Source organism: Leisingera sp. ABM4_103 (assembly GCF_056158685.1).
Genome location: NZ_JBSWTU010000008.1, coordinates 54,917 through 80,369, shown reverse-complemented (window position 1 = coordinate 80,369; position 25,453 = coordinate 54,917). Strand labels below are relative to the sequence as shown.

23 protein-coding genes are annotated in these 25,453 nt (G+C 61.0%); 18 read left to right on the top strand and 5 right to left on the bottom strand.

The features are described 5' to 3' along the window. Positions 1-242: 242 nt before the first annotated feature. The gene (locus ACXAED_RS23780) at positions 243-1,049 is read left to right on the top strand and encodes an IclR family transcriptional regulator (protein WP_027233718.1); all 807 of its coding nucleotides are present in this window, start codon (positions 243-245) and stop codon (positions 1,047-1,049) included. A gap of 72 nt (positions 1,050-1,121) precedes the next feature. Beyond that, complete coding sequence (locus ACXAED_RS23775) at positions 1,122-1,250, top strand: hypothetical protein (protein WP_260033388.1); 129 nt, start codon at positions 1,122-1,124, stop codon at positions 1,248-1,250. On the opposite strand, the gene ACXAED_RS23770 is transcribed toward ACXAED_RS23775, so the two are convergent. Together ACXAED_RS23770 and ACXAED_RS23765 are read right to left on the bottom strand one after the other, a co-directional pair. Beyond that, on the bottom strand, positions 1,247-3,064 hold the full coding sequence (locus ACXAED_RS23770; protein WP_462829577.1) for a CHASE2 domain-containing protein: 1,818 nt from the start codon (positions 3,062-3,064) through the stop codon (positions 1,247-1,249). The genes ACXAED_RS23775 and ACXAED_RS23770 overlap by 4 nt on opposite strands. Beyond that, positions 3,061-3,582, bottom strand: a complete 522-nt coding sequence (locus ACXAED_RS23765) for a FecR domain-containing protein (RefSeq protein WP_036796645.1) — start codon at positions 3,580-3,582, stop codon at positions 3,061-3,063. The genes ACXAED_RS23770 and ACXAED_RS23765 overlap by 4 nt, the downstream gene beginning before the upstream one ends. A 135-nt stretch (positions 3,583-3,717) precedes the next feature. Here ACXAED_RS23765 and ACXAED_RS23760 point away from each other — a divergent pair, with 135 nt between their 5' ends. Both ACXAED_RS23760 and ACXAED_RS23755 read left to right on the top strand, forming a co-directional pair. Continuing rightward, positions 3,718-4,410 carry a Crp/Fnr family transcriptional regulator gene (locus ACXAED_RS23760; protein WP_027233715.1) on the top strand — a complete coding sequence of 231 codons (693 nt, stop codon included), beginning with the start codon at positions 3,718-3,720 and terminating at the stop codon, positions 4,408-4,410. Positions 4,411-4,538: 128 nt separating this feature from the next. Further along, the gene (locus ACXAED_RS23755) at positions 4,539-5,873 is read left to right on the top strand and encodes a LysM peptidoglycan-binding domain-containing protein (RefSeq protein WP_027233714.1); all 1,335 of its coding nucleotides are present in this window, start codon (positions 4,539-4,541) and stop codon (positions 5,871-5,873) included. 94 nt (positions 5,874-5,967) lie between these two features. Here the strand turns inward: ACXAED_RS23755 and ACXAED_RS23750 are convergent, their stop codons facing one another. From ACXAED_RS23750 to ACXAED_RS23740, 3 genes are all read right to left on the bottom strand, one after another. After that, positions 5,968-6,540 (bottom strand): hypothetical protein, encoded by a 573-nt coding sequence (locus ACXAED_RS23750; protein ID WP_027233713.1) that lies wholly within the window; start codon positions 6,538-6,540, stop codon positions 5,968-5,970. A gap of 231 nt (positions 6,541-6,771) precedes the next feature. Beyond that, a complete protein-coding gene (locus tag ACXAED_RS23745) occupies positions 6,772-9,291 on the bottom strand; it encodes a cation:proton antiporter (protein WP_027233712.1) in 2,520 nt (839 codons plus the stop codon). A 150-nt stretch (positions 9,292-9,441) separates the two neighbouring features. Then, on the bottom strand, positions 9,442-10,509 hold the full coding sequence (locus tag ACXAED_RS23740) for a hypothetical protein (RefSeq protein WP_027233711.1): 1,068 nt from the start codon (positions 10,507-10,509) through the stop codon (positions 9,442-9,444). 278 nt (positions 10,510-10,787) lie between these two features. On the opposite strand from ACXAED_RS23740, the gene ACXAED_RS23735 reads away from it, so the two are divergent. From ACXAED_RS23735 to ACXAED_RS23670, 14 genes are all read left to right on the top strand, one after another. Next, on the top strand, positions 10,788-11,018 hold the full coding sequence (locus ACXAED_RS23735) for a hypothetical protein (RefSeq protein ID WP_475054181.1): 231 nt from the start codon (positions 10,788-10,790) through the stop codon (positions 11,016-11,018). A 10-nt stretch (positions 11,019-11,028) separates the two neighbouring features. Then, positions 11,029-11,334 (top strand): hypothetical protein, encoded by a 306-nt coding sequence (locus ACXAED_RS23730; RefSeq protein WP_475054180.1) that lies wholly within the window; start codon positions 11,029-11,031, stop codon positions 11,332-11,334. Between the two features lie 51 nt (positions 11,335-11,385). Continuing rightward, complete coding sequence (locus ACXAED_RS23725) at positions 11,386-11,667, top strand: hypothetical protein (protein WP_475054178.1); 282 nt, start codon at positions 11,386-11,388, stop codon at positions 11,665-11,667. 147 nt (positions 11,668-11,814) lie between these two features. Continuing rightward, the gene (locus tag ACXAED_RS23720; RefSeq protein WP_475054175.1) at positions 11,815-12,702 is read left to right on the top strand and encodes a recombinase family protein; all 888 of its coding nucleotides are present in this window, start codon (positions 11,815-11,817) and stop codon (positions 12,700-12,702) included. A 556-nt stretch (positions 12,703-13,258) separates the two neighbouring features. Next, on the top strand, positions 13,259-14,461 hold the full coding sequence (gene repA, locus ACXAED_RS23715) for a plasmid partitioning protein RepA (protein WP_475054174.1): 1,203 nt from the start codon (positions 13,259-13,261) through the stop codon (positions 14,459-14,461). Next, entirely contained in the window at positions 14,451-15,425 is a 975-nt protein-coding gene (repB, locus tag ACXAED_RS23710; RefSeq protein ID WP_475054172.1) for a plasmid partitioning protein RepB, read from the top strand. The genes repA and repB overlap by 11 nt, the downstream gene beginning before the upstream one ends. A 263-nt stretch (positions 15,426-15,688) precedes the next feature. Then, a complete protein-coding gene (repC, locus tag ACXAED_RS23705) occupies positions 15,689-16,843 on the top strand; it encodes a plasmid replication protein RepC (protein ID WP_475054170.1) in 1,155 nt (384 codons plus the stop codon). Between the two features lie 2,033 nt (positions 16,844-18,876). Next, a complete protein-coding gene (locus ACXAED_RS23700) occupies positions 18,877-19,185 on the top strand; it encodes a type II toxin-antitoxin system TacA family antitoxin (RefSeq protein ID WP_475054168.1) in 309 nt (102 codons plus the stop codon). Further along, positions 19,185-19,730, top strand: a complete 546-nt coding sequence (locus ACXAED_RS23695; RefSeq protein WP_475054166.1) for a GNAT family N-acetyltransferase — start codon at positions 19,185-19,187, stop codon at positions 19,728-19,730. Before ACXAED_RS23700 ends, ACXAED_RS23695 begins: the two co-directional genes overlap by 1 nt. A 614-nt stretch (positions 19,731-20,344) precedes the next feature. Further along, the gene (locus ACXAED_RS23690; RefSeq protein WP_475054164.1) at positions 20,345-20,794 is read left to right on the top strand and encodes a DUF3768 domain-containing protein; all 450 of its coding nucleotides are present in this window, start codon (positions 20,345-20,347) and stop codon (positions 20,792-20,794) included. A 548-nt stretch (positions 20,795-21,342) separates the two neighbouring features. Then, complete coding sequence (locus ACXAED_RS23685; RefSeq protein WP_475054163.1) at positions 21,343-21,873, top strand: hypothetical protein; 531 nt, start codon at positions 21,343-21,345, stop codon at positions 21,871-21,873. A 497-nt stretch (positions 21,874-22,370) separates the two neighbouring features. After that, entirely contained in the window at positions 22,371-23,111 is a 741-nt protein-coding gene (locus ACXAED_RS23680) for a ParA family protein (protein WP_475054162.1), read from the top strand. Beyond that, positions 23,108-24,169 carry a ParB/RepB/Spo0J family partition protein gene (locus ACXAED_RS23675; protein WP_475054161.1) on the top strand — a complete coding sequence of 354 codons (1,062 nt, stop codon included), beginning with the start codon at positions 23,108-23,110 and terminating at the stop codon, positions 24,167-24,169. The genes ACXAED_RS23680 and ACXAED_RS23675 overlap by 4 nt, the downstream gene beginning before the upstream one ends. A gap of 629 nt (positions 24,170-24,798) precedes the next feature. After that, positions 24,799-25,338: a MobC domain-containing protein gene (locus ACXAED_RS23670; RefSeq protein WP_027233697.1), complete on the top strand. Its 540-nt coding sequence runs from the start codon at positions 24,799-24,801 to the stop codon at positions 25,336-25,338. The last annotated feature ends 115 nt before the right edge of the window (positions 25,339-25,453 follow it).

Sequence of the window (25,453 nt, the reverse complement as noted above, 5' to 3'; positions counted from 1 at the left end):
GGATCCGATTTGTCATACATCCTTGAACCCTTTCCCGCCTGTGTATCCGCCCGCCAAGCATCGGGACGGTTGTGAGATGATAGCTGTCATTTCCGCTCCCTTTCCCTTGATATGTTTCGCCTGACGATACATGATGTTCTTGCAAGCGAAACATAAATACAGACATCCGGCGCTGTCAAGCATTGCGAAACCAGAGCGGTTTGAGCAGGTTTACGCGGCCGAAACAAAAAGGAGCCTGATCCATGGTGGCGGAAAGCGCGGAAAATAAAGACGTGATTCAGAGCGTCGCACTTGCATTGCAAGTCCTTGAAACTCTTGCGAATGCGGATGCGGATATGGGTGTCACCGCCTTGGCCTCGGCGCTTGGCACAACCAAGAGCCGGATCCACCGCCATCTGCGCACTCTGGTTTCGCTTGGATACATTTCCCAATCCGGAACAACCGAAAGGTACCGAATTGGATCCCGGCTGATTGCCCTGGGTCAAGCGGCTTCCGGTACGGTGGATCTGCCCTCAGTGGCAATGCCCCATATGCGAACGCTTCGTGACCGTACCGGGCACGCCGTCAGCTTGGGAAAGATTGAAGAGGATGGCATCCGGATCCTAAACACACTGCATGGCAACATGCAGATCGACGTTGGTGTCCGCCCTGGATCGCTGCTTGGGTTTGCAAATTCGGCCCAAGGCAAAGTTGCCCTAGCGTCGATGCCGGAACATGCGCGCCAAGATGTGATTCCGGAAACGCTTGCCGCAGGCACCAAATTCACTATCACGGACAGAGCAGAGCTTCTTGCCCACATTGACAACATCGCCGGCCAGGGTTGGGCAACCGCGCCAAATGAAACCATGCTGGGCCTGAATGCACTTGCGTGTCCGATCTTCAACTCAGAGCGGGCGCCCATCGCTACGATTGCCATCGTCAGCCTGACCGAATTTATTAAAACCCCGCCAGAGCAGAGCCAGATTGAAGCCGTATCCGTGGCGGCGGCTCGTATTTCAGCCGAGATTGGTTTCGATAAGCAGCAATTGAGTCGGGTACAAGACCAATAATCCCACCGCATTTGTACGGTCACACTTCCCCCACTCATCCGAACGGTTATCAGAAGGATTTACTACATCGGCGTGCTGTTTATCGCCGTTATGATCGGCAGCATCGTGGGCACCTACCCCGGGAAACGGGTGGAGGTCAGCCGTGAGACTTTCCGGCGGCGGGTGATCGCGCTGGAACGCGCCCGCCACGAAAAGGGCTAGGCCGGCATCCACATTACAACTTCGATGTCTCCGCGGCGCCCCCGGATCTTGACCGGCTTCGTCACATCCGGCCGGGGCAGGTCTGCCGCCGTCCGGCCTGCACGCGACAGCAGGCGGGACGACGCGGTGATCGCCGCCCCATGCGCTTTTCCAACCTCCATGAGGCGGCTGGCCACATTCACGCAATCGCCGGAGGCCGAAATCTGCTGCTGCCGTTCATGACCCAGCCGCGACAGGATGATCGGGCCGCAATGCACCCCCACCCGCATTCCCTTCAGGCTTTGGCATTCCGGCGAGCCCGCAATCCAGGACCGGATACGACTTGCCAGGCCGAAGCTTGCCCGCAGCGCCTGCTCCGCATCCTCCGCCCCCGGGTCCGGAATGCCAAAGCCGATCATGGCGCCGTCGCCCATGAAATCAAGCACAACGCCGCCCAGCTGTTCGGCTTCCTCCACGACAAGCTGGTGAAACACCTTCAGCAGGTCGCGGGTCGCGGCCGGCCCGAGGCGCTCGGAGGTGCCGGTAAACCCGCCCAGATCGACGAACAGGATCGCGGCGTCTTGCGCGCGCGGCGATTTGAGAAAAGCCGGATCATCCGCAATCCGGCGGGACAGAGCCGGAGCGTGAAACAGGCCCAAGGCCTGCCGGGCCATAACCTGCAGCTTGGCCTGCCTGCGGTCGAACATCTGGCGCACCAGCATCAGGCACAAAACCGGCGGCACCGCACCTGCCAGCGGTAGCGCCAGGCTGAACCAGTAACCATTGCCGAAGAGGAGCGCGGCCGCAGCAGCCCACCCCGCCAGCAGGCCCAGGAAAACCGTGCTCCCCGCCGCCAGCGGCAGCAGCGATACCGCCAGAACGCCGCAGGCCGCAAGGGCCAGCGTCACCGCCGCATCCAGCCGCCGCACCCGGCCGCCGCGCACCAGCTGAGAGCCGTGCAGCAAATTGGCGATCCCGGTGGCCAGCACCTCGACTCCCGGCATGACCTGGTCAAAGGGAACGCTAAAACGGTCTCCGACCGCCGTTGCCGTCGCCCCCAGCAGCACCAGCTGCCCGTCCAGGCCGGCCTCCGCCCCGTCCAAAAGCGACTGCGCGCTGATTGTCCTGAGGGTGCCGTGCGCCCCGTAGTAGCGCAGCGGCAGGTGCCAGGCGATGTCCATCGGCCGCACCTCGCCCGCCACCCGTGCGCCTCCCGGCACCAGAGGCACGGCATCACCGAGGAACAGCGACACCGCCTGCAGGACAAAGGACGGGGCAAGGCCTTCGGTTGTCTCGAACACCAATGGCAGGTGCCGCGGCGTGCCGCCTGCATCTGCCGCGATATTGGCAAGTCCGACCGAGGCGGCGGCGGCAAACTCCGGCCGCGGGCCGATTTCGCCGGAAGTCTTCGGGACCGCTGGCCGACCGGTTTCGTCCGGGCCGAACAGCCCGGCTGACGCGATCACCACCGGCAGCGACTCCAATGCCCGCGCCAGCTCGCGGTCCGCTTCGGTGCTGTCGACCAGCAGCAGGTCCAGCGCCACCACCCTGGCACCGCCCGCTGCAATCGCGCGGATCAGCTCCGCCAGCGACCTGCGGCTGACCGGATACCCGCCGGCCGCCGCCACGGTGGCATCATCCAGCGCAACAATTGTCACGTCCGGGGGCGCGGGGCGCGGCCCGGCGATCAGCAGCCGCCAGTCGGCGAACACCGCCTCGGCCCGGTCCAGGGCGCTGGCGCGCCCCGCGATATGGTAAACCCCCAGTAGGCCGGCCCAGGCCCAGGCCGCGATCACCGCCGCCGCTGCAGCCCAAAGCGGCAGCCGCGACTTCATCGCCCAAAGCGCATCAGGAGTGCCGAAACCTTCTCAGCGGGCCATTGCTTCACCTCCATCGGCGTTCCCGCCGACACCGTGACCCCGTCGCCCCCGCCCAGCTCCACCGGATCGCTGCCATCCAGGCGGCGCACTTCGACCAGCCCTTCAACGACGAAAACCGCCGTGCCGACTGCAGTGACGTCTACAACGAACAGAGTGCCGCGCACCGAAACGATGGCGTGCGGGGTCATGATCTGAAATGGCCCCTTGCCGGGCGGCAGCGTGACCAGCACGCCCTGGCTGGTCACATCGACCGACACGGGCGGCGCCTGCAAGGCCGGCAGCCGGAACCCCGATGCGCTTACGTCCGGGGCTTCCGCCTCAATGACCAGCCCGTTCGCGCAGCTCAGAATGACCCGCGGCGGATCGCTCGCTTCGGTTGTTTGGCAGGACCCGCCCTGCTGGCCCACAGCTGCGCTGCTCACCGCAACGGCAGCAGCCAGAACACTGGTAAAAATCAGAAACGCTTTCCTCAACAAGCACCCCCCGCGTTTTCGCCAAGACCGCTTCAGCATGATGATCAGATGCCCATAATGGCCTAGTTTTAGGGGATGACCAAATGAAATGCGGAATTGCCGGATTTCCGGCGCCAAACGCGGATTGTGACGACCATGACGGAGGAAAGCCTCGCCGCCAAAGCTGCGCTGCTGGCACAAAGCGCCCTGTTTGCCGGGCTCGACAGGACGGTGCTGCACGGCCTGGCCGCCCGCGCGCATCTGCGCCGGCATGAGGCCGGCGCGCAGATCTTCCGCTGCGGCTCGCCAGGCGACAGCATGATGGCGATCGCCCGCGGCACCGTGCGGATCAGCGCGATGGCGCCCACCGCACGCGATGTCGTCCTGACCGATCTCAACCAGGGCGACGTCTTCGGCGAAATCGCCCTGCTGGACGGCGGCGGGCGCAGCGCAGACGCGCATGCCCTGACCAATTGCACGCTGCTCATTCTCGAACGGCACGCCTTTCTGCAAGTCCTGCAGACCGCTCCGGACCTGGCCGTCAGGCTGATCGAACTGCTGTGCGCGCGGATGCGCCGCTCGGACGAACGGATGATGGAAATCGCCTTTCTTCAGCTGCCGCCCCGGCTGGCCCGGACCCTGCTGCGCCTGGCGTCCGGCGGCGGCGCCAGGCCGGCAAAACGGCTGGCCCAGTCGCAATCCGAGATCGCAGACATGATCGGCGGATCGCGGGAGAACGTGAACCGCTGCCTGCGCAAATGGCAGAAGGCGGGATTGATCGGCCTGGCTGACGGCTGGATCATCCTTCTGGACCCGGCCGGGCTGGCAAGAATTGCCGCGGCGGGCTGACGCCCTTCTCCGCATATGCCCGCGCTGTGACGCGCGTCACAGGCCCGCGGCCGCCAAGGGGCTAGACTGCGGACCCGGCGGCCTCCTGTACCGCAGAGCGGTCAGCCGCCGGCGGAAGGAGCCCGGTTATGTGGATTCAGCACAAAGTCAAGGAAGGCGAAACGTTCGAGGATATTGCAAAGAAGTACAAGGTCAAGGACCTGAAAGTCCTCCTCCAGCACCCCAAGAACAAACCCGCGGCGGCGGCGTACCGGAAAAAGCAGCCGCTCAAGAAAGGCATGGTCGTGCATACGCCGGACCCAAAGGCGAAATGCTATGTCATGAAGGTCGGCAACAAGCAGTACCCGCTGTCCGAAAAGGAATGGAAGCAGTCCATGGCGGCGCTGAACAGGGCCATGGACCTGAGCCTGAAGCGGATGAAGCGGGAGCTGGACAGCGCCAAATACCGGCACAAAATGCAAAACGACCTGGACGACGAGCATTTCATCATCTCGTTCCTGATCCGGTCCGGCGACGGCCCGGTGGCCTTGCAGGCGATGGCCAACGGCGCTGTCGCCAACCTAGAAAAAACCGTCAAAAGGCGGGATTACAAGCACTTCGAATTCAGCATGAAGCTTGCTGAAAAGCAGATCAACATGTACCGCACCGGTCTCGGCAACTGGCTCAGTGATGTGGTTGGCACCGCCGAAGGCTGGAAAACCGGCCTTTCCCTCGTGCGAGACATCAATTTCGTCATATTCGGCGCCGCGGCGATGACCCTTGCCGCTCCGGCCACCGCTGTGGCGACAGTTGCCTGGGGCACCGGAATCGGCGCCGGCACGGCGGTCATTGCCGAGAGTGCAAACCAGATCGGCAAGGTAATCGCTGGCGACCCGGTGACCAACAAGAGCTCAGCAAAGGCTATCGGCAAAGCCATGCTCCGGGGCGGAATCGCCGGCGGTGCGGGCGCAACTATTGCGAGGTTCGTCAGCGGATATGTCGCTCCCAAACTGGCTGAATACATCCTCCGCAACAGAGTCGCAGCAAGATTGGCGACGAGGCTGATCTCGAAATCGCCCCTGATACCTAAATTGACCGACCGCCTCTTGGAGCAGGAGATTAAAGCGCTTGGCGAGAACGTGGTGAAGCGGTTTTCCTCGCAAGCTTACAAGGAACTCGCCAGCAAAGTCCTGGTCAAGCTGTTCGTGCGGTCTGGCGTCAGCGGAACCAGCAAAATTCTCCAAAAGATCCTGCTGTCTGACAGCAGTCGCAGACCTGTTCACATGTATCTCGAACAGAATGCCACCACGCTCAAAGGGAAAATGGACCAGAAAAAACTTGGGGAACGCATTGCCAAGTTACTGCAGCGCGATCCGGTAACTGATATGGCCTTCGAGACCTTCTGCAGAAGCAACGTGAAGAAAATCGAGGGCGAACTGCGCGCCGAGGTCAGGAAGGGGCTGAAGGCCAAGACCTGGGAATGACCGTTCCCAGGCTTTGCAGGCCGGTCACGGCGTTCCGCCGGAATGGCCGGTCATCATCAGGCTCCCTCAGCCGCGGGCGCGGTCCTCTGCACCCTCACCCGAATTGCGAGCAGTGGGGCGAGATCTTGGCGTAATTCGATGCGGTGTCGATCGACAGGCTCTTGACGGCGACCTTGTAGAACGGCCCGTCATCGATTTCCTTGTAGGCATCGATCGCCACCTTCCGGGCGGCTTTCGCCTCGGCCTGGGCAAAGGCGTCATAATCGCCCTTGTACTTGCGCAGCATCGCATCGGTGTGTTTCTGCAGGATCTTCTGGCAGGCGGAATTCATCGCCTTGACGCCCTTGACGCAGATCTTCTGGTGCTCCTCCTCATGCGCCTTGACCAGGGAAAAGCACTTGGATTTCTTATCTATGGCTTTGCTTAGGTAGATCTGGCCGGTGTAGCGGATCGACAGGGTGACCGAAGACAGGCCGACGGCTTTCTTGGTCTTCCCGTCCATATCCCATTCGAAACTGGCGTTCATCAGCTTCAAATCCGGCGAGTGCTTTCCGAACAGGACGCCTTTCTCCCCCTTCCTCATCTTTTGCAGCTTGGCATGATCAATGATCGTGACCTTCGCCTTGGCCTGAATATCGGTATCGATAATGTATTTGGTCTTAGCCATCGGGGCGCTCCGCAATAAAGGCCCAGCCGGGGCCGGTATGAATTGCTGCCATGCGACCCCCGGCGGCGGGCCATGCGAACCCGTAACCGCCGCCAAGGCCCGCTGATCAAATCTTAGCCCGGATGATTGGGCTGGCAAAGCGGACAGGCGCACGTCCGGGGGCACAGGTGGCCGTTCTGGCGGAACCGCCGCGACAGGCCCCGGTCCCAGGCTTTGAAGCGTCCGTGCCGGTCAGTCCGCCGGGTTCTGAACGGCGCCAGGCAGGAAAACCGGGCCGGGCCTCTGACCGCTCAGGCTCGCCTGCACGGCCTCCCGCAAGGCCTCGCTGCGGTCCAGCAGCTTGCGGAACTCCGTCTCGCGCAGTTCCAGCAGCACAGACGGAGCGATGGCGCGGGCCTGCGCCTGGGCTAAGCGGGCACCGGGGGTCAGCAACGCGGCATGGCCGAACATGTCGCCCCGCCCCAGCCGGGTCACCCGGCCTGCCCGCCTGAGCTCCAGCGCGCCGGAGGCGATGAAATAGACGCTCCCGCCGCCGCCCTGGTCCGGCAGCTGGCCACCCGCATTGACATGGACGGTCTTCAGGCTGCGCTGCAGCTGCCGGCGACTGCGCCGGTCCAGCGCTTCGAAAAAGGGAAGCCTGCGGATTAGCTCGGCGCGCTGAACCGCCACATCCAGCCGCGGACGGCTGTCCAGCTGCGCCCGGCGGGCAAGCAGGTCCTGCAGCAGGGCCGTCAGCACTTCGGTGCCGATCAGCCCGTCTTCATGCAGGGTCCGGTACTCGCGCTCCTCAAACCGCAGCGCCGCGCGCCGGATGAACAGACGCTCCAGCTCTTCGGCATAACCGGGATACTGCAGCCGCAGCCCCTCCAGGGCCGCCTCCAGCGCTTCCGACCGCCGGGCCAGCATCCCGTGCAGCAGCTGGGCCACGCGTTTGCCGTGGATCCGGCGGATGCGGCTGTCGACAAAGGCATCGAGGTCGCCAAGAATGACCCGCTGCGCCAGCATGTATTCAAACCGGTCCGCCGTCAGCCTGCCCAGCAGCACCGGCACCCGCAGGCGATTGTGCAGCGCCAGCGCCAGGCGGAAGCCGCGGCCATAGGCCAGCATGCCCCGCGCCCGCCTGCGGTAGCCGGAGCGGCCCTGGGTCCGGACTGCTTCGATCAGCCGGTCGGCGCCGGTGATCAGCTGCTCCGTCACGCGGGCGGAAATCAGCCGCTCCCGCAGCTGGCGCAGCGCCGCTTCGCGCTCCGCCGCCGCCAGCGAAATCAGCCCCAGCTTGACCCGGTCCTTATCCAGAATGCCGGTGGTTTCCTCCGCCGCCCGCACCGCCTCGTCCAGCCAGATACCGAACTGCTTGGCCTCGTCGCGCACGGTTTCATGGTTCAGCCGGTAGCTTTGGGTGACGCCGGCCACCTCTTCGCGCACGGTTTGCAGTGCGACTGCAACCGCCTGCTGCGACAGCGCCGCATCAAAGGCAGAGAGCCGGTCCAACCCGAGCCTGCTTACCACCCAGCGCAGGGTCGTGCCCTGAACCAGCAGGGTGAACAGGACAAAGCCGGTGGCGAGAATGCCAACAAGGCGCTTGGTCTCATGCGGGATCAGCGCGTTCTCGGTCACCGCCAGCGCCAGCGCCAGCGTCAGCGCCCCCCGCAGGCCGCCCCACAGGATGGCAGCGCGGTAGCTGCGGTCTATGGCGGGCGACAGCCGTAACCCGCTCAACGCCGGCATCATGACAAACAGGATCAGCGCGCGGGCCGCGATGGCGGCGGCGATCACCACCAGGATCAGGACGAAATCCGTCAGCCGGATTTCCTGCAGCAGGCGCGGGATGAACAGCGCCGCCAGCACAAAGATCATCGCTCCCGCCCAATGTGCCAACAGGTCCCAGCTCTCGCACAGCTTGGTCCAGGCCTGCGGCGTCAGCCGCCCCGGCGCCGCCAGGTGCAGCGACAGCCCCGCCGCGACCACCGCAATGACCCCGGAGGCGCCCAGCACCTGCTCGGCAATGACATAGGCCAGATAGGGCAAGGCAACCGAAACCGACAGCTGCGCCAGGATAAAATCCGCAAACAGGCTCATGACCCAGACCGCCGCCCTTGTTGCCAGCCAGCCGGTCAGCGCGCCGCCCAGGATCAGCATTGGAAAGCCCGCCAGCGCCTCCTGCATCGAGGGATCGGGAACGCCGACCATCACGAAGCCGAGGAACAGGCCAAACAGCGCAATTGCCGCCGCATCGTTCAGCAGGCTTTCGCCTTCGACGATCCGGGTCAGGCGCTGTGGCGCGGCAATCGAGCGGAAAATGCTGACCACCGCCGACGGGTCGGTGGTCGAGACGATGGAGCCGACCAGCAGGCAGGCGGTCAGCGGCAGGCTGCTCGCCCAGTGCAGCGAATAGCCCACCAGCCCGGTCGCCGCCACAACGGCGATCACCGCCAGAACGATGATGGGCACGCCGTCCCCGACCATCTCGCGCAGGTCCATTCCGATGGTGGCCTGGAACAGCAGGGTCGGCAGGAAAACATAGATAAAGATCTCGGCCTGGATCGGCAGCCCCAGGATTGCCTCCGCCACGGGGTTGAGCGCATCGGTCAGTTCGGTACGCAAAAAGAAGCTGGCGCCAAGGCCCAGCACGATGCCGATCATGGCAATGATGGCGCTGTATGGCAGCCGCAGCCGCGCGGCCAAAGGCTCCGCCGTGCCGATCAGGAAGAACAGCACGGCAATGAAGGAGATGACAACCCAGGTATCCATATCTGCCGATAGCGGTTTTCAGAAGGCGAAGGAACGCAATAGTGCAGCCCCACTGCCCGGCCGCATAAACCCGCCATTGCGGCGGCTTGGGAATTCGCAGCCAAATCCGGTGCTGTTGGGCAGCTGCGGCGCTCCGGCCCGTAAACCCGCTCAGGCCGCGCCGCTCAGGGACGCCCGCCAGACGCGGAAACGCCCCTGCCCCGTCACCTCCTGCACCAGGTTCTTCGCCTCGAACCAGGCAATGTTCCTTTGCACCGCGGCGCGGCTGGCGCAGCTCAGTTCTTCGGCCAGCGGGGCTGTTACCAGCGGCCAGCTGCGGAACACCTCGATCAATCGCGGCGGTGTGCGGCCCGACAGGGATTTGGCGCGGCTGCGAGCGTCGCTCTCCCACTGGTCCAGCTGATCCAGATGCCGCATTGCCCGGAGAACCCCCTGGTCCACCGCCTGCAGCCAGCGGTGCAGCCGCTCCTGCGGCTCGCCGCCGCCGCGCAGCCCCCCTGCCCCGCTCATCAGCACCGGCGCAAACAGGGCGCCACCCTGCCCTTCGCCGGCCGACATGCGCGCAGCGATCACCGCGCCCTCCAGAACGTCGCCCTCTGGCCCGATCCCCGCCATCCGCCAGAGGTGAAAGGCAAAGCACGCGCGGACGATCGGATGCAGGGCGGATGCGGTTTTCATGATGGCATTCCACCCGGCGATCCTGCCGGACAAGGGATCTTCGCCCGGGGCGTCATGGCGGCCCAGAAACCCGGCGATATCCGCCCCCGGGCCGGGGCCGCCCGACAGGCGGCGGAACGCCCAGGCGGTGCGCTGCAGCGCCGCGGTATCATCGCCGGACGCGCTGACCCGCATCGCCTGCCACAGCCCCAGCCTGTCGGGGGAGATCCGGTCGCCGGACAGCCAGCTGAGCCCGGACGCCTCTGCAAGCGCCAGCCTGTGGCGCCAGCCTTCGGGCCCGCGCCGCAACCGCTCATCCAGCGCCCCGAACCGCGCCGCCGTCTGCGCCAGATGCAGCGCCTCCGCCGCCTGCGCCTGTTGCCACTTGGCGACCTGCGCCCGCTCATCCGGCTCGGCGCGCGGCAGCGGCGGCAGAAAGTCCGGCTCCTCCTCCGGCGGTCCGGGCAGGAACCACAGGTCCTCCTCCCCGGTTTCACCATCATAGGGGCCTTTTCCGGCATCTGTGCCGCTGCCTTTGGTTTCAGATAGGGTCCGGATCATATGTGCAAATTGTAGTCATTTTGCACATTACTCAAGCGATTTCGTCTTTCCCGGCTGGCTCTGCGCAGGGACAGCGCTCAGCGCCGGTGCACCCGCCCCTGCCGCACCGGCCGGAACAAGGAAACAAGGGGGACAGCTGGCAGCCCGGGCGAATGGTTGAAAATCGCACGCGTCTTCAAACCTCCGATTGAAGATGACTTATGAAATTGAATTTGTCGCGCACCTCTGGCAATCTGCGAAAAATGGAATAGCGCAGCCAGCCCGGGAGGGCGCAAGCGATGATTTCAAGCCCTGAAGACCTCGCCCAGATGATCGCCGCCGAGAAGAGCCGGGGTATGACATCAACTGATGTGACGCGCCTCACCGGAGCCAACAAATTGGAAGCGCTTCGCAAGGCGGAGCGCGCGGGCCTGCTCAAGAGCAACCCGACAAACAACCGCCAGCTCGGCCGCGCTGGCGGAGCACAGAACACTATCCCGCGAATGGGCTTAAGCCCGCCGCTCCACTGAAGAACGCAAGATGACTCCGGTCAAACTGAAGCTGACCTTCTCCAGGTCGAAGATCGACGACCCCATTCCGACCAGCCGCCGCGTGCGGCTCCCGGGCGGGGATGAAGCGCGGAACTTCCGTTCGGTGCTGGACAGGGAGTGGTTCACGGTGGTCAATGAGTGCACCAAATCCGGGCTGGGTTCCGAAGAAGGCGCCATCAGCTATTCTGGGCAGGAACTAGAGCGCCTTATCCTTGAGGACATTCAGGATGCGAAGGCAATACTGGCCGTTTATGACGCGCTGATCACTACGGAAAACGAAATGGAGGCGGCGTGACATGGGGCCAAAAGAAACTGCCACGCTGATGTGGGTCGCGAAAACGAGGGGATGGCCCCTTCCGCGCTGAACCTGATCAATGCCCGCGGCCTCGCCAAGCCCAACCAGGGCGGAAGGCGCAAGCTGCAGGAGGACAGCTGGTACCTGCCCCCGAAAGGCCGGTCTCTTTTCGATCGGCTTTGGCTTGAGGATCAGGCCCACATCGATCCTGAGACCATTATCCCTGATCTCGTGGCGGGCTGGGCCGACCGGGAGTTGCCGGACGGAGCCGTCCGGCTTAGCACCCGTGAGGTGGCCAGCATCTTCACGTCTTTCAAGGAAGCCCTCTCCTAGCCCGGATGCGATCCGGGATGCCTGGGATGAGACCGTGAGAATGTGGCAAAACGCCGTTTCCCTCAGGGTGGCCGTGCTGCTCCCGCGCCAGGTCGCCGCCCGGTTGCTCCCCGCCCTGTCGCCGGATCTGAGCGATGCGGAGCTGCTATGCCCCTGATCGGCTACGCAAGGGTCTCAACGGATGAGCAGTCCAATGCCGCCCAGGTGCAGGAGCTGCGCGCGGCAGGTTGCGTCGAAGTCCATGAGGAGCATGGCTCCGGCGGTAGCCGCGACCGCCCAGCCCTGCGCCATCTGTGCGACAGCTTGAAAGCGGGCGAAACGCTGGTTGTTGTTAGGCTCGACCGCCTGGCGCGATCCCTCTCCCATCTGCTTGAGGTGATCGAGGGCCTTGAGGCTAAGGGGGCGCATTTCAAATCGCTCCGCGACCCGGTCGACACCTCCAGCCCGCAGGGGAAGTTCACCCTGCAGGTGCTTGGTGCGGCCGCTGAGCTTGAGCGGGCCCTTATCCGGGAGCGGACCCTGTCCGGATTGCGCTCGGCGCGGTCCGAGGGGCGCATTGGCGGCAACCCCGGCTTGCGGTCCCAGGATCCGGAAGCCATCCGCAAGGTCCGGGACGCCCGGGACCAGGCGCATTTCAGCAAGCTGGAGCGCAGCGCCAGCCAATGGATTCCCGAGGTTCGCAGGCTGCGGCCCGATATGCCTTGGGAAGACGTGACACGCATCATCAACGCAAAGCTGCCAGCCGATGCCCGGAAATGGTCGATCGAGCGGCTGAAGCGCGCTGTCAGGCGTTATGTGCGGGAGGGTCTGATGGAGCCTGCGGTGCTCGAGCGCGCCCCGCGCAAGGATACGGATGACCGGCTTCTGGCGATTATCGCCGGCATCGCGGGCGCCGCCCCGGACATGACGCTCGCTCAGATCGCTGACCGGCTGGAAGCCATGCATGAGCGCACCCCGCGTGGCCGGTCGAAATGGTCCGCCTCGTCGGTAAAAATGCTGCTGGACCGGGCCAAGACCAGGGGCCTGTTAAGCTAGGCCGTTTTCGAATTGCCAACCTCACCGCAGCGCACAACTGACCATGCGGTAAGCGACGCGCGGAACTGCTTCTTGCGGTTTTGCATAGCAAAATCATGAACGAGAAACGCGGCAGAGCATTTCTGTAGCTGATTCCCGTACCCTTCCAGAATCAAGACTGCAGCACAAAGCCATCTCCTTTGTCGCTCGGATGCCATGTGCCCATGTGCGCCTGCGTTACAACACCGGCTTGGATGTGTTTTGGCGTTTCAATGTGTTTATGCGTCAGGGGGAAACTATCCACAGGAACGATGTGGGTAGTTATTGATGTTGTTTTTCAGTTACTTACAGTAGTTCACCCCAAATCCCTTAACGGTTCACCTTCAATAACGGGTCCATCTGTGGAGCAAAAAGCACAACCTAAACCTGCTGTTTTTCCTTGAGTTTGCTCCCCTGCCCCTGCATAGCTTGTAACGAGATAACCTCAGAAAGGTCTCAGCTTCCGTTTCTACACCGTTCGTTTTGATCACAACGGCAAGTAACGGAAGTCAGAAAGACCATAGAACGGGCAGTAAATATGGACGCAGTATTGCACAGCAAGCTTCGTACCGACGCCGATAGGCTCTCGGAAGCGCTCGACGCGATGTCGAAGCTGTTCCTCGCACCGAAGGAACAGAAGCAGCTCAGGACATTCACTTCATCAGAAGTTGCTCAGCTCCTTCGCGTGAGCGATGGATACCTACGCAAGTCGCATTTCGACAGGAAAATTCCCGAGGTCGAACAAGGCCCAGGTAACAAGCGCTCATATACGGCCGAGGACATCCTGGAGATCCGTAAAATTCTGGCGCAGAACGCCAAGGATCCTCTCCAGTTCCTGCCAGGCCGCCGTGAAGGCGATAAGCTTCAGATCTGGTCTACCGTCAACTTTAAGGGCGGCAGTTCCAAGACCACCACCTCTGTTCACTTGTCACAGCGACTTGCGTTGAGGGGTTATAGGGTTCTGGCTATCGATGCTGATCCGCAGGCGTCTCTTACAACCTTCTTCGGATACCAGCCCGAAATTGACTTCCGCCACGGCGGAACTCTGTATGATGCCATCCGCTATAATGACGGCGAAAACAACCGCGTCCCGATCACGGAAGTTCTTAGGAAGTCGTACTTCCCGAACTTGGATCTAGTCCCGGGCGGCATCATGTTATCCGAGTTCGAGACTGAAACCCCTACCGCCCTCAGCCGCGGGGAGCAGCCGGTTTTCTTCAACCGGATTCGTGATTCACTGCGCCAGGTGGAAGATGACTATGACATCGTCATAATCGACTGCCCGCCGCAGCTCGGCTACCTAACCATGTCGGCGGTCTGCGCGTCGACCTCCCTGTTGATGACCATCATCCCGGAACGGGTGGACCTTGCGTCCGCAAGCCAGTTCCTGAACATGGCATCTGGTGTCCTTGAGGTTCTCCATTCCAATGGCGGCATCGGCGCCTACGACAACTTCACATATCTGCTGACCCGCTTCGATACCTCGATCAGCGCCCAGCAGGATCTCGCGGAATGGATCAGGGAGATCCTGGGGGACAGCGTGATCCCGACGCCTTTTGTTAAGTCCTCTGCCGTCAGCGACGCCGGACTTGGGCAGAAGACCGTCTTCGAGGTCGACCTAAGCGGTTCAAAAAACAGGAAAACATACGATCGCGCCATCGAATCCATAAATGGCATTGCCGACGATATCGAGCGCAAGATCCAGGCATCCTGGGGGCGGGAGGTAGACGATGAAGCGTGACCTGCTCGCTAAAAGCCTCCAAAAAATGGCGGAAAAGAAGCCGGAGGCCCCTGCCCCTTCAGTTGCGGCCGCGCCATCGAAAGAGGGCGCGCCTAAATCGTTGCTAAACATGTCTGATGTCTTGACGCAGGTTGCTTCTCAGGCGGCCCAAGATGTTGATGTATCCGACATTGCTGATTCCGATATTTCGGACCGGTTCGACGTTACGGTTGGACTGGATCCCCTTGTTGAATCAATCCGCAACTCCGGCCAAGAACTTCCTGTTATGCTCCGGTTCCGCCGGGGCGAAGGGCCGCGCTATGAGGTTGTTTATGGACGCCGCCGCATTGCTGCATGCCGCAGGCTAGGAATTAGGGTCCGCGCACTTATCAAAGAGATGAACTTGCGTGAGGCCCTTGTCTCGCAGGCACTTGAAAACTCAGCCCGCCTAGAGCGCAGCTTCATTGAACAGGCGGTCTTTGCAACGGAGCTCGAAAAGGCAGAGTTTTCACGCACTGAGATCTGTGAAGCACTCGCAGTTGATAAGGGCACGCTCAGCCGCCTCTTGTCGATCGTGCGAGACATCCCCGCAGGCGTAGTTAACCGCATTGGTGCCGCTCATGATGTCGGCAGGCGCCCCTGGATGGAACTTCGGCGCTTGGCGCTGCTTGAGTGCGCGCCTTCAGAGGATAAGATGATAGCGCTGATACCGGGTGAAGCCGAAGGGGCTCCAGCTAGGGTAAACAAGCTCATCGAAGCATTGCAGGAGATTGAACGACGTGCCGCTACGCCGACACGGGCCGCTAAGCCGGGAAGCCCCCCTGCCCCGGCTCCGACGCAGCTCCCGGGCTCTCAGGTGAAATACCAGATAGGCAAGGGAAAACTGACAATCCAGGTCGGCGGAAAGCAAGAGGAAGAGTTCATTGAATTCGTCAAAAGCAACCTGTCGTCTCTATACGAGACCTGGTCAAAGAAGGGTTCGTGATCGGGTGTTGGCCAGGGTTTTCGCTTGGCCAATTCCTGTAAGTCATTGATTTTATTAAGTTGTCCATGGCCAACCCCATGGTGAGTTGAGCAGCAGAAGCAAAAACACAAAGGAGGCAGACACTTAAGCAAAAAGAAACCCCCCGAAAGCGGTGAGGCTTTACAGAGGGTCCCTGTAACTTAGACAATTACTTGGTACCCCGAAAAATGAACCACTGCAACACCGATTTCGGTGAAAGGTACCTTTTTGCCGTCTGAAAAGGCATGAAAACCATCACATCCGCGGCATGCAGTGCCGGGGCACAGGTGAGCTGTGTCCAAACTGACCACGCAGGCTTCCGGCCGGTACTGCGCAGAGATCTCATGCGCGCACTGCGCAAGTGCCGCAGCAAAATCGGACTCACAACAGGCGATGTTCTTGTTGTTGATACTTTGCTGAGTTTTCTGCCCTGCCGTGACACAAAGACGGGCGCGGAGCTCCCGGTAGATCCAAGCTTCATTCTCGTGATCTATGCTTCGAACCAGACCATTTGCGGCCGCGCAAACAATATGTGCGAGCGCGTCTTGCGCCGACATGTTTCAAAGCTGGTGAAACTCGGCCTTCTGCGTCGACGTGATAGCCCGACCAGGAAGCGTTTTCCTATCAAATCGAATGGCAAAGTCTGCGCGGCCTACGGACTGGATCTTACCCCTCTCCTGTTGGCCGCGGACAACATTATCCAGATGGCCGCCGACATTGAGCTGGAAGAGGAAGAAATCCGCGGATTGCGCGCCCAGGCACTGACACTGCGGGCCGATCTGCTGAAGGCTGCACATACACTGACCGATGAGATTCTGGAGTATGTGACCCAAGTAAAAACCATACTTCGCCGGTCAACTTTGAAGCTGAGAGAAGTCAAATCACTGCTGACCCGGCTCAAGGAAATCTCCGAAGTTCAGGATGTTTCCCGCAACCTGAACCCCAGAGAGCATCCTTGCACTGGGGAAATCAAAGCCAACGAACCGCGTACAGCCCATGACCGCAAGCATGTGGAAACCGCGAAAGAGTCCGCCGGGAACGGTCAAAATGTCCGCCAAGTAGAGTCACAAAAAACAGATACATTAAAAATCTCGGAGAGAAGCGATGCTTCGCTTCTGGAACTGTGGAATGAATGCAGAGAAATTGCGGAGCTCTTCCCCAAGCCACCAAAGAGCCATCAGGATCTGCAAACCATCGTGCAGACAATGGCGAACTATGTTGGGATTGGCTGGGAATGCCTAGCGAAGACCCAGGCGAGGCTCGGGCTAGGAGAGCTCTTGAGATCTCTGAACTATATCGCTGAGAATGCGATGCGCATCGAACGCCCGGAAGCATACCTTATCAGCCTTGCAGGTCATAACCGCTCTGTCGTGTACGGCAGCATTAGGAAACCATTGTAATGCGCAATTGGAGGCCTAATCCCTTCCTGATGAGGCTTGGCGCCCTATCCCCCAACAGGCGTGCAAGGGTGTTGGCCGAGGCCAACGTTCTCTTCGCAAGCCTGCCTTCTGCTCATCTGCCTACGTGACGCTTTGCACAATAAGGGTATGCCTGCGCCATCAAGGCTTTTTAGATAGCCGCCCTGCCCTAGTGCGCTGCGGTAAGCGCCATTCCCGCACTCTGCAAACGGCGCCAACCATCGCGCGGGATCGTTGTGTTGGCCATGGTCAGCTCTTTCTAAAGGCAGCTTTCGCGCCCGGCGCTATTCGCTGCATTGAAATGAGTTTGAAGCCATAGATCTCGACCAGCCGATCCCGTCATGAGACGTTATCGCAGGCTATATCTGGAACTCCGTAAACTTGTTGCTTGCTTGATTTGCCATAGCGAGGTACGTGATAACCCCACAGTTCGGGATTGGATCAGCCACAAGCGATCGTGCTGACTGTGCTGGACCGCGCAGCATTTGCAGATGCGAACACTTTTTCAAGCGATCAGTCTGGCAGCTTCCACCTCTTGCTCGGAGCTACCCTTTATCGACAGCCTGGTACGCTCAGCTGCTCGCTCAAGGCGTATGGCTCCCATCCGGCTTGAGAATAGTATTCGCGGGATGGGCCGGTCTCTCAGAAGTTGGCTATGGCCAACAGCTGGTCGAACCAAGCTGCGTTCAAGATTCACGTTTGGCTCATGACAAGGATTGATCCTGAAGCCGCCGAAAGCGCTGACTTAAAAGTCGGCCATCGCATGGGCAATGTTTGTCAGGGTTTTAGCCAAACGCAGAGATATGAGCTGGTCCTGGAAATGGCCTGCGGGCTCCGATAGCGGTCATTCGATCGTCATTTCGGTTGAGATTAGTCGCACTACCGGGGGTCTTAAAATCAGAAGTTGGCCATGGCCAACTTGCACAGAAGCTCTCGTTGTACTTGGTTTCGGTGAATTCACCACCGGCACAGCAGAACGCGGATCTGGCCTGTGCCGCCGGCAGGGCCGACCACAAGAGCACGGAGTTGGCCATGGCCAACTCGCTGGGGTGAACGAGCTGTGGCGATGTGGCGACGCGATTCAAGGCGCTCCGGAATCCAGGACTCTTGACCTGCCCTTTATGGCGCTGCCGAAATCCCAACGAAAGCTGTTGCAGAGCCGTTGGCCATTTGACGGTGGTCAAATCCTCCGTAGTTTTTCACTCGGTTTACGAAGAACCCCGATTGCAGTTCTTTGCCTTGCGGCATCCTTGGGCCTCGGCCGCTCAGTCTGACTCGAAGACGACCACGTTCCTTGCAGAAATTCGCCCAAATCCTGAACAGCCATCGAGGTGGTAGATCTTCGACTTCCGGTTTCCTCGAATAGGACCGGCAGCCTCCGAGCTGAACTGAAAGCTGCCTGCCGCTGACGAGCCAGGCGCGGCGGGGACCGCAGCGTCCGGGATGGTCCATTTTGCATCCGTGTCGATCCGCATCCGGACTGGAGCATGATCGGAGATCGAGCTGCGGGCCGATTTATGCGTGACACCAAGCTCCGCCTAAGAGTCGAAGATGCCGGATACGGTGACCAGGGGAGGGGTTCCGGCCGGCGCCCAAATGTTGTTATAGAGATTTGCTTGCCGGCCGTCATCCGGGGACAAACCGTGTTGCTTGAATAGAGCTTTGGCCGTACTTGCCCCTTTCCCGGTTCATTATGCGACACGCTCATAGGTCGCACGACCGAGGCGGGCCATGCGGTTGAAGGATTTGACAGCGATCCGGGTTTCGGTTTTCTGGGTCTCCATTTTGCGGCTGCGCAGGTCAGGCCCGATGACTTTCTTATAGTGCCCGGCCTGAGCCTCGCCGCGTGATTTCTGGCCGTAACTGGTGGCCTTATGCCAGGCCAGCTACGCCGGTAAATCGATCCATGCAACACGGTCAGCCGCAGGGAGAAGTGCAATTGAAGTCTTAATAGTGGGCTCTTGAAATGTACGTCAATCTGACGTACATATGGGTTCATGTAACAGGAGGCGGCTATGCTTGGTTTCCACGACACCACCCGCGCCATAGATGAGCGTAACGAAGCCCGGATGAACTTCCGGACCAAGCCGCGTATTAAAAGCGCGATCCAGCAGGCTGCGGCCCTGTCCGGTGTGGACGATTCTGTCTTCACGATGAATGCAGCTTACCAGGCTGCTCTGGCAACGATTTCGGCTCATGAGCGCACTGTGTTGCAGCCGGTCGATCATGAAGCATTTTTCACGGCTCTGGACGCACCTGCAGCGCCCACTGAAGCATTGGCTGCGGCTTTCCGCAGGCACAGACAAACCGTTACCTCAAAATAATGGCTGCAACAGAGCCTGCTGGCAGCGTCATCGAGCCGTTCGATCCTTCCAAGCACGATCGAACGGCCTTTTCTTGCGGCGTGGAGCAAGTTGACAATTACTTCCATAAGACTGCGAACAAACTCGCCATGGCGGACAATGTCCGGCTTTATGTCATGTCCACGAATGAAGGCAGCGTGATTGGCTTTTACGCCCTCAATGCGCATGCAGTACACTACGGAGATCTGCCTTCGAAATTTGCCCGTTCCCGGCCCGCATACGGCAACATTCCGGCGGCCTATATATCGATGATTGGCCGTGATCAGAATTTCCGGGGCGGGGGCTATGGGGGGGATCTGCTCGTCGATGCGTTACGCCGGATTGCCGCTGCAGCTGATGCTATCGGTGTGGCAATCGTCATGCTCGACGTTCTTGACTGCGGGAATCCTGACCGGGTTGCGCGGCGCAAGGCGCTTTATGAAAGCTATGGGTTTCAGTCGCTGTCCTCGAACCCGTTGCGGATGTTCTTGCCTGTAAGTGTCGTTCGTAAACTGATCGCGGAATAATCGGCCCAAGTTCGCCAGTGCCCTCACTGCGCGGTCGGCTTCGAGGAAAACCTCACCACGACGGCCTCCTGTTCCTGACGGTCTGCTTGGCTACGAAGTCCTTATAGTGGAGGTACTCGCCGGGCAGCGCACAGAGATTTTTGGGGGCGAGCTATTCGGGTCGTGCGAGATGTTTCGAAGGTGGGCGGTTGACGACCACCACCTCGTCTGGGCGTCGGACTTCACTTTGAAACAGAAGAAATCCGCGCGGGGCGCGCGGATTGCATGGTCTAGGCGACAGGGCAGGGGATCGGCGGGCTGCGCCCGCTCACCCCAGCCCCGGCATGTTTCATTGAACTTTGTCCGCCCGCATCCTGGGCCAGGCCGGTCAAGGGGCAAGCGCCGCGTGTTGCGCGGCGGCTCCTGGAGGCCCGTGTCCTCGGCTTTGCCTGCGGGCCGCGCCAGCCTCCATCCGCCCCCGTGACAGTCCCGGCCCAGGCCGCTGGCAGGGCTTCGCCCTCCCTGCTCTGCCAGCCGAAAGACACGGGGTCTTTCAGCAGTCAGTGCAGAGAGGCCGCGCCCATTGGCGGAAGGAGGGCACCAAGCCCCAACGCCCCATCAATAAGGAGGCCGAAATGGCACAATATCAATGCAATACCTGCGGCGCAGAAGCTGAACAGGAACAAGGTGCGGCGGAATGCTGTCCGCATTGTGCAGAGGGGAACGTCGTTAACCCGAAACTGCAGGCGGCTGAAACCGCCAAGGCAAACGACGCTTTCCGGGCCCAGGCACCTCTTGGCGGGCATCCGGTTTATCAGGGCCGTGTTGTGGCCACCCGGGGTGTTTCCGCCGAGGGGCCGGAGTTTGTCACCCGCGCGCTTCTTGAAACCGCTGCTTTTGATGATTTCACCGAGGACAACGATCCCTACGGAGATCACTCCATGGGTGCAGTTCAGGTCTTTGGCAAGATCGTGTGGTGGAAACTTGACCTGTATGACGCGGATTACCGTTACGGGGCAGATGAACCGCTGGACCACAAGAACACCCGCCGCGTTCTGACGCTGCTTTTGCCAAGCGAATATTGACACCGGCGCGGCCCTTCGGGGCCGCGATCCGGCTGGTTTGTCACGCGCCGGGAAGGAGGTGAGAACTATCAGAAAGTTTTTGAAACACGCCCGGATCGATGAGGCTTGGGCGTTTCTCAGGAAGGGCGGTTTCTTTGGCATCGGCCGCCGCTTCTTGATCCAGTACAGAACAGTATGAGCTCTCACGCTTCCGGCGCATCAATTGCAGGAAGGTTCAGGAATGCCCAAAAAGCCAGGCAGCGAAAGCACGGAGGCAAGAGTGCTACCAGCACCTGCTTGCGAATTCTACGGCCATCTCAGCGATGCAGCGCCAGCCACCGGTTTCATCCATTGCCTGAACTCGTGAAGGGTGACATCAGAAAGGAGAGTTTGTTTGGCGGTTCACAAGTAAACAGTGCGCTGCCGTGCAGCGGGCAATGGTAAACGAAAGATCACTTGCTAGGGAAAGCCAAAGGCTGCGGCGGTTTCAGCCAAAGAATATCGACCAGTTACGGGCCGCTCTGCGCCGGTGGGGCAGGGGGCAAATTAGATCGGGACAGGAATTTATAATGAAGAAGAACATCCACCGCGTTTGGCGGGCGGCACAGCTCTATATAGGGTTTCACCGCGACCCGTCCGGACGGAAGCGCGATACTGCGAAGGTGTGGCCGCCGAAGAATGGAAACGCAACCCTGCATTCCGACCCGGAGGAGCAGGAAGCTTTTGTGGTCCTCAAAGCTGCGGACCCCAAAGATCCGAGAGATGTTCAGATCAAGCTGCGCCCGGACCATATCGTGCTGCGCCGCGATCCCGGCGCGGGTTGGGAAGGCATCGTGGTTGAGGAAACCGGTCTGTCCGTTCAGGTCAATGGGACGTGGATCCGCATCCGAGCGGATGGATCTGTTTCCCGCGAAGCCGAGGGGGATACAACCTACCTGGAAGCAGATGGCGCAGTTCTGAAGAAAACGAAGTTTGCCGAGGCGATGGTGTCGGGTGACGGGGTAGAGCTGACCCGCAGAACAGATACAACGATTGCCGCAATCCGGCACGATGGGGTGATTGCAAAAAGCCGCGATCCCGGGCAGATTTCAAAGGACTAGTCTCCCCTGGTTTCCTTGCGGTGGAAGGAAGCACGTGGCCCAGCAGATGCAGGGCCTTTTTTTGGCCGGTTCAGCAGATGGCCGCACCGCCGCTTGAAGCGGAGGCGGCAAAGGAGCGATTTGAACCGCGCTGCTCTGCGTTTTTTGAAACTGCAGGCGGTATCTTGCTTTCGGGATTGATGTCCTGAGCGGCGGCAGGTACCACAACCTCCGGTGGTGGTGGCGCGCAAGGGCAGGGGCCTTCATGAGAGAATATCTTTTCGTAAACCTTTCTGATGCATCCCGTAACCCTTTTTTACGCCTTGTTTTTTCCAACCACCGCTGCCCCGGAGCTTGTGTCCGGTTCTCCCTGATGAGGGTTCGGCGAACGGAACAAGACGTATTCAAATATTACAGCCGCGCCCGATGTGATTGCTAACCCGCAGCAGAACCCGCCGAGTGCTATTTGATGGCCAGGATTCCTCAAGGGGGCGAGCGCGGCGAGGAAGGACTGAATATTGAAAACCATAGTCATAACAAACAACAAGGGCGGCACCGGCAAGACGACCGTCGCCACACAGCTTGCCTATTCTTTGATGCTGACGGGATATTCCACGGTGGCGGTTGATTTGGACAGCCAGTGCAATCTCACGACGGCGTTGCCACGTCAGCGCGTGGTCGGCAATGCGCTCGATTTGGTGGAGGCGGGGGAGCCGCCTGAGTTCACGGCCGCCCCCGGTGAACTGGTGCTGATCGAGGGGCATGCCGACATGCCGGTCGTCCGGGACGATACCATATTGCGCAACACGGCCGGAGCGCTGCAAGCGCTGAAAGGGGCGGACTTCTGTATCATCGACACACCGCCGACCTACAGCGCAACCGTCTATGGGGCGATGCTGGCAGCCAATTACATTCTTGCGCCCATTGAACTGAAGCGGTTTTCCGTGGACGGGATCAAGACCGTGCTGAAAGCTCTGGTCGAAGTCCGGGAGATCAACCCGGATGTGAAGTTCCTGGGGCTGCTGCCGTCCCGTTTTGACGCGGTGAAAGAGATGGAGCGCGAGTCCCTGCGGGTCATGGCGGCGGAGTTCCCGCAGCTCATCATTCCGCATGCGCTCCGGAACCGGACTGCTTATGAAAAAGCCGAGGCGGAAGGCATGCCCGTCAGCGAGGTTTCAACCAGAAGCGGGCGCGAGGCTGCGGCCGAGTTCCAGGCCTTCTTTGAATGGTTCCTTGAAAATGTCGGGGCAGATAAATGAACGACAGCGGTTCTAACTCCCGGGTCAATAGGTCCATGCTGTCTTCTCTGAAAGAGGCCGGTGCCCTCAATGACCTGATGCGCACATCCCGGACAGCAGGGCAGGGGAGCCCACGTGATATCCCCATCGACTTAATCGGGCCGGATCCGGACCAGCCGCGCAAACATTTTGACGAGGAAAAACTGGCGTCCCTGGCGGACAGCATCAGCGTGCAAGGCGTCCTGCAGCCAATCACCGTCCAGCCGCTCAACGGCGATGGCAGGCATTTGATCATCATGGGGGAGCGGCGCTACCGCGCCGCGAAACGGGCAGGTCTGCAATCGATCCCGGCGATTGAACGGGAAATGACCGCAGAACTGCGCATGGCGCAGCTCACCGAGAATGTGCAGCGCGATGGCCTCACCACTTTTGAAATCGCCAGTGCCGTGTCAGCCATGCGCGAAGCGGGCAAGTCCCGGGGCGACATCGCCAGCTCGCTAGGGTGGGGAGAAAGCGAAGTCTCGCGGTTTGCGGCTGTCCTTGGCATGCCTGAGCCGCTGCAGCAGCTGGCGGAAAAGGATGTCCCGGTCCGGGCTTTGTCCGACCTCTATGCGCTTTGGAAGAAGAACCCTGACGAGGTGGAGGAATTTGTGCAAACTTCCGACGCGGGGGATGTTTCTCGGGTGACTGTCGCGAGACTGCGTTCCAGATTGACGCAAGACGCTACAGATGCTGCCAGGGGTCCCCGCACCGCGGAAGACGCAGCAGGCGGGTGCAGCGATCAAACGCAGTCCGTTGAAATGCAAACCGGTGGCGACACGGCTGGCGGGCAGGCTGCATCCTTGGACCAAGGCGGAACTGTCAAAGCGCCGGAGGTGCAAAGCGTGGCTGGCACCCAGAATGTTCAGGCGGGCAGGGGGGCTGCCATCGTCTGCAGGCACGGCAGAGCTACTGGCCGACTTCTGACGGACCAGCTTGCCTCCAACTCGAAATCCATCCTGGTGAGTTTTGAAAACGGGAGCCGGGTGGAGGAGGTCCTGTTGTCGGAGCTGGAACTGATCGAGGTCGTCGCGCTGTAGAAGCTCAGGCATGTCTTTCCCGGAAGCGGGCCGCTTGTGTGTATGCCAGGCGGTTTGACCGGGCACGAAGGCCGCTGCAGATCCAGGCATTGAGTAACGCGCTGCCCGGAGGGTGGCGCGTTTTCGTTTTGAGAAATGTGGTCCGGGACCACATTGTCAGGACCTGCGGGGCAATCAGCTTTGACCATTCGCCATTTCTGCCAGTTGCGGCGGCGGCAGCCAGGGTCTCCCTCTTCGTGCTACTGGTTGCACTGCGGGGGGCGGCGGACCTCAACTGCGGATCCCGCCGGGGTCCGGGGGCCCAAACCTTTCCAACGCCGCAGCTGAATTCTTTGAAATGCCCCGGGTGGCCGGAGTGAAGAGGCCTGGCCATCCCACCTCGGTTCGGGTGCCAAACACGTGGTCCGGGACTACATTTCCTTGGCGGGAGCACCCAGCGGATAGCCCGCCGCCGGAAGCACCTCACCGCCCTGCGGGCGGTGAGGTTAAGCCTGTCGTTGACCGGGGGTGCCACGCAAAGTGTGGTCCGGGACCACAAATCCGCTTTCCTATAGCGCTAATGCAGGATAGGCGTATCGCCAGCAAGTACTTTACCTTAGATTGAAATGCCGACACAAAAGAAAGCCGCGATGGCCTATTTACCCCCAACCCGCCATGCCCAGCTTGCAGCCGTTGCAGAGGCCAAGGGGCAAACAGTTTCGGCCTTTCTGGGTCAGCTCATCGATATCGTTCTGGGAGAAGAGGAGGGCCCGGCAGAGCCTCCACAGCTGTCCTCGCGGTCCCGCCGCGAGGGCAAGGTCACTGTCCGCCTGGCCTCTGATGCCCGTGAAGCGCTGTCCGAGGAAGCAGTGCGGGCCGGGGTCACACCGTCCACCTGGGCGGGCAATCTACTGACCGCGCGGCTTTGTGCAGCCCCTCAGCCGACGGCCCGCGACCGCCGCCGTTTCATGTCAGGGCTGCGGCAGATACACGGCTTGGCCACAAACGTGAACCAGATCGCATATGCGATGAACCGCGGGGTCTTTACCGGGGATGGGTACGCCCCAACCCGGAATGAAGTGGCGCAGCTGCGCGGTGAGGTGGCGGAGCTGCGGCAGCAGGTGCGAGACTTCGCCCGGGGGCGGCTGGCGTTTCAGCTCGGTCTTGAGGAAGAGGAGCTGGCGGATTGAGCGACTTCAAGGACACCTACGGGTTTCAGGACTGCTGGCCGCCCCGGCAGGGCCGCATGGTGCGGAATGCGGCATCCGGCTTTTTTGTTGCGGAGACTGAAAGGGACAGCAGCTC

Excerpts from the sequence above, each read along its gene's own strand:
- ACXAED_RS23780 (WP_027233718.1), top strand. The coding sequence starts at position 243 with ATGGTGGCGGAAAGCGCGGAAAATAAAGACGTGATTCAGAGCGTCGCA.
- ACXAED_RS23770 (WP_462829577.1), bottom strand. The coding sequence starts at position 3,064 with ATGAAGTCGCGGCTGCCGCTTTGGGCTGCAGCGGCGGCGGTGATCGCG.
- ACXAED_RS23760 (WP_027233715.1), top strand. The coding sequence starts at position 3,718 with ATGACGGAGGAAAGCCTCGCCGCCAAAGCTGCGCTGCTGGCACAAAGC.
- ACXAED_RS23755 (WP_027233714.1), top strand. The coding sequence starts at position 4,539 with ATGTGGATTCAGCACAAAGTCAAGGAAGGCGAAACGTTCGAGGATATT.
- ACXAED_RS23750 (WP_027233713.1), bottom strand. The coding sequence starts at position 6,540 with ATGGCTAAGACCAAATACATTATCGATACCGATATTCAGGCCAAGGCG.
- ACXAED_RS23745 (WP_027233712.1), bottom strand. The coding sequence starts at position 9,291 with ATGGATACCTGGGTTGTCATCTCCTTCATTGCCGTGCTGTTCTTCCTG.
- ACXAED_RS23740 (WP_027233711.1), bottom strand. The coding sequence starts at position 10,509 with ATGATCCGGACCCTATCTGAAACCAAAGGCAGCGGCACAGATGCCGGA.
- ACXAED_RS23735 (WP_475054181.1), top strand. The coding sequence starts at position 10,788 with ATGATTTCAAGCCCTGAAGACCTCGCCCAGATGATCGCCGCCGAGAAG.
- ACXAED_RS23730 (WP_475054180.1), top strand. The coding sequence starts at position 11,029 with ATGACTCCGGTCAAACTGAAGCTGACCTTCTCCAGGTCGAAGATCGAC.
- ACXAED_RS23725 (WP_475054178.1), top strand. The coding sequence starts at position 11,386 with ATGGCCCCTTCCGCGCTGAACCTGATCAATGCCCGCGGCCTCGCCAAG.
- ACXAED_RS23720 (WP_475054175.1), top strand. The coding sequence starts at position 11,815 with ATGCCCCTGATCGGCTACGCAAGGGTCTCAACGGATGAGCAGTCCAAT.
- repA (WP_475054174.1), top strand. The coding sequence starts at position 13,259 with ATGGACGCAGTATTGCACAGCAAGCTTCGTACCGACGCCGATAGGCTC.
- repB (WP_475054172.1), top strand. The coding sequence starts at position 14,451 with ATGAAGCGTGACCTGCTCGCTAAAAGCCTCCAAAAAATGGCGGAAAAG.
- repC (WP_475054170.1), top strand. The coding sequence starts at position 15,689 with ATGAAAACCATCACATCCGCGGCATGCAGTGCCGGGGCACAGGTGAGC.
- ACXAED_RS23700 (WP_475054168.1), top strand. The coding sequence starts at position 18,877 with ATGCTTGGTTTCCACGACACCACCCGCGCCATAGATGAGCGTAACGAA.
- ACXAED_RS23695 (WP_475054166.1), top strand. The coding sequence starts at position 19,185 with ATGGCTGCAACAGAGCCTGCTGGCAGCGTCATCGAGCCGTTCGATCCT.
- ACXAED_RS23690 (WP_475054164.1), top strand. The coding sequence starts at position 20,345 with ATGGCACAATATCAATGCAATACCTGCGGCGCAGAAGCTGAACAGGAA.
- ACXAED_RS23685 (WP_475054163.1), top strand. The coding sequence starts at position 21,343 with ATGAAGAAGAACATCCACCGCGTTTGGCGGGCGGCACAGCTCTATATA.
- ACXAED_RS23675 (WP_475054161.1), top strand. The coding sequence starts at position 23,108 with ATGAACGACAGCGGTTCTAACTCCCGGGTCAATAGGTCCATGCTGTCT.
- ACXAED_RS23670 (WP_027233697.1), top strand. The coding sequence starts at position 24,799 with ATGGCCTATTTACCCCCAACCCGCCATGCCCAGCTTGCAGCCGTTGCA.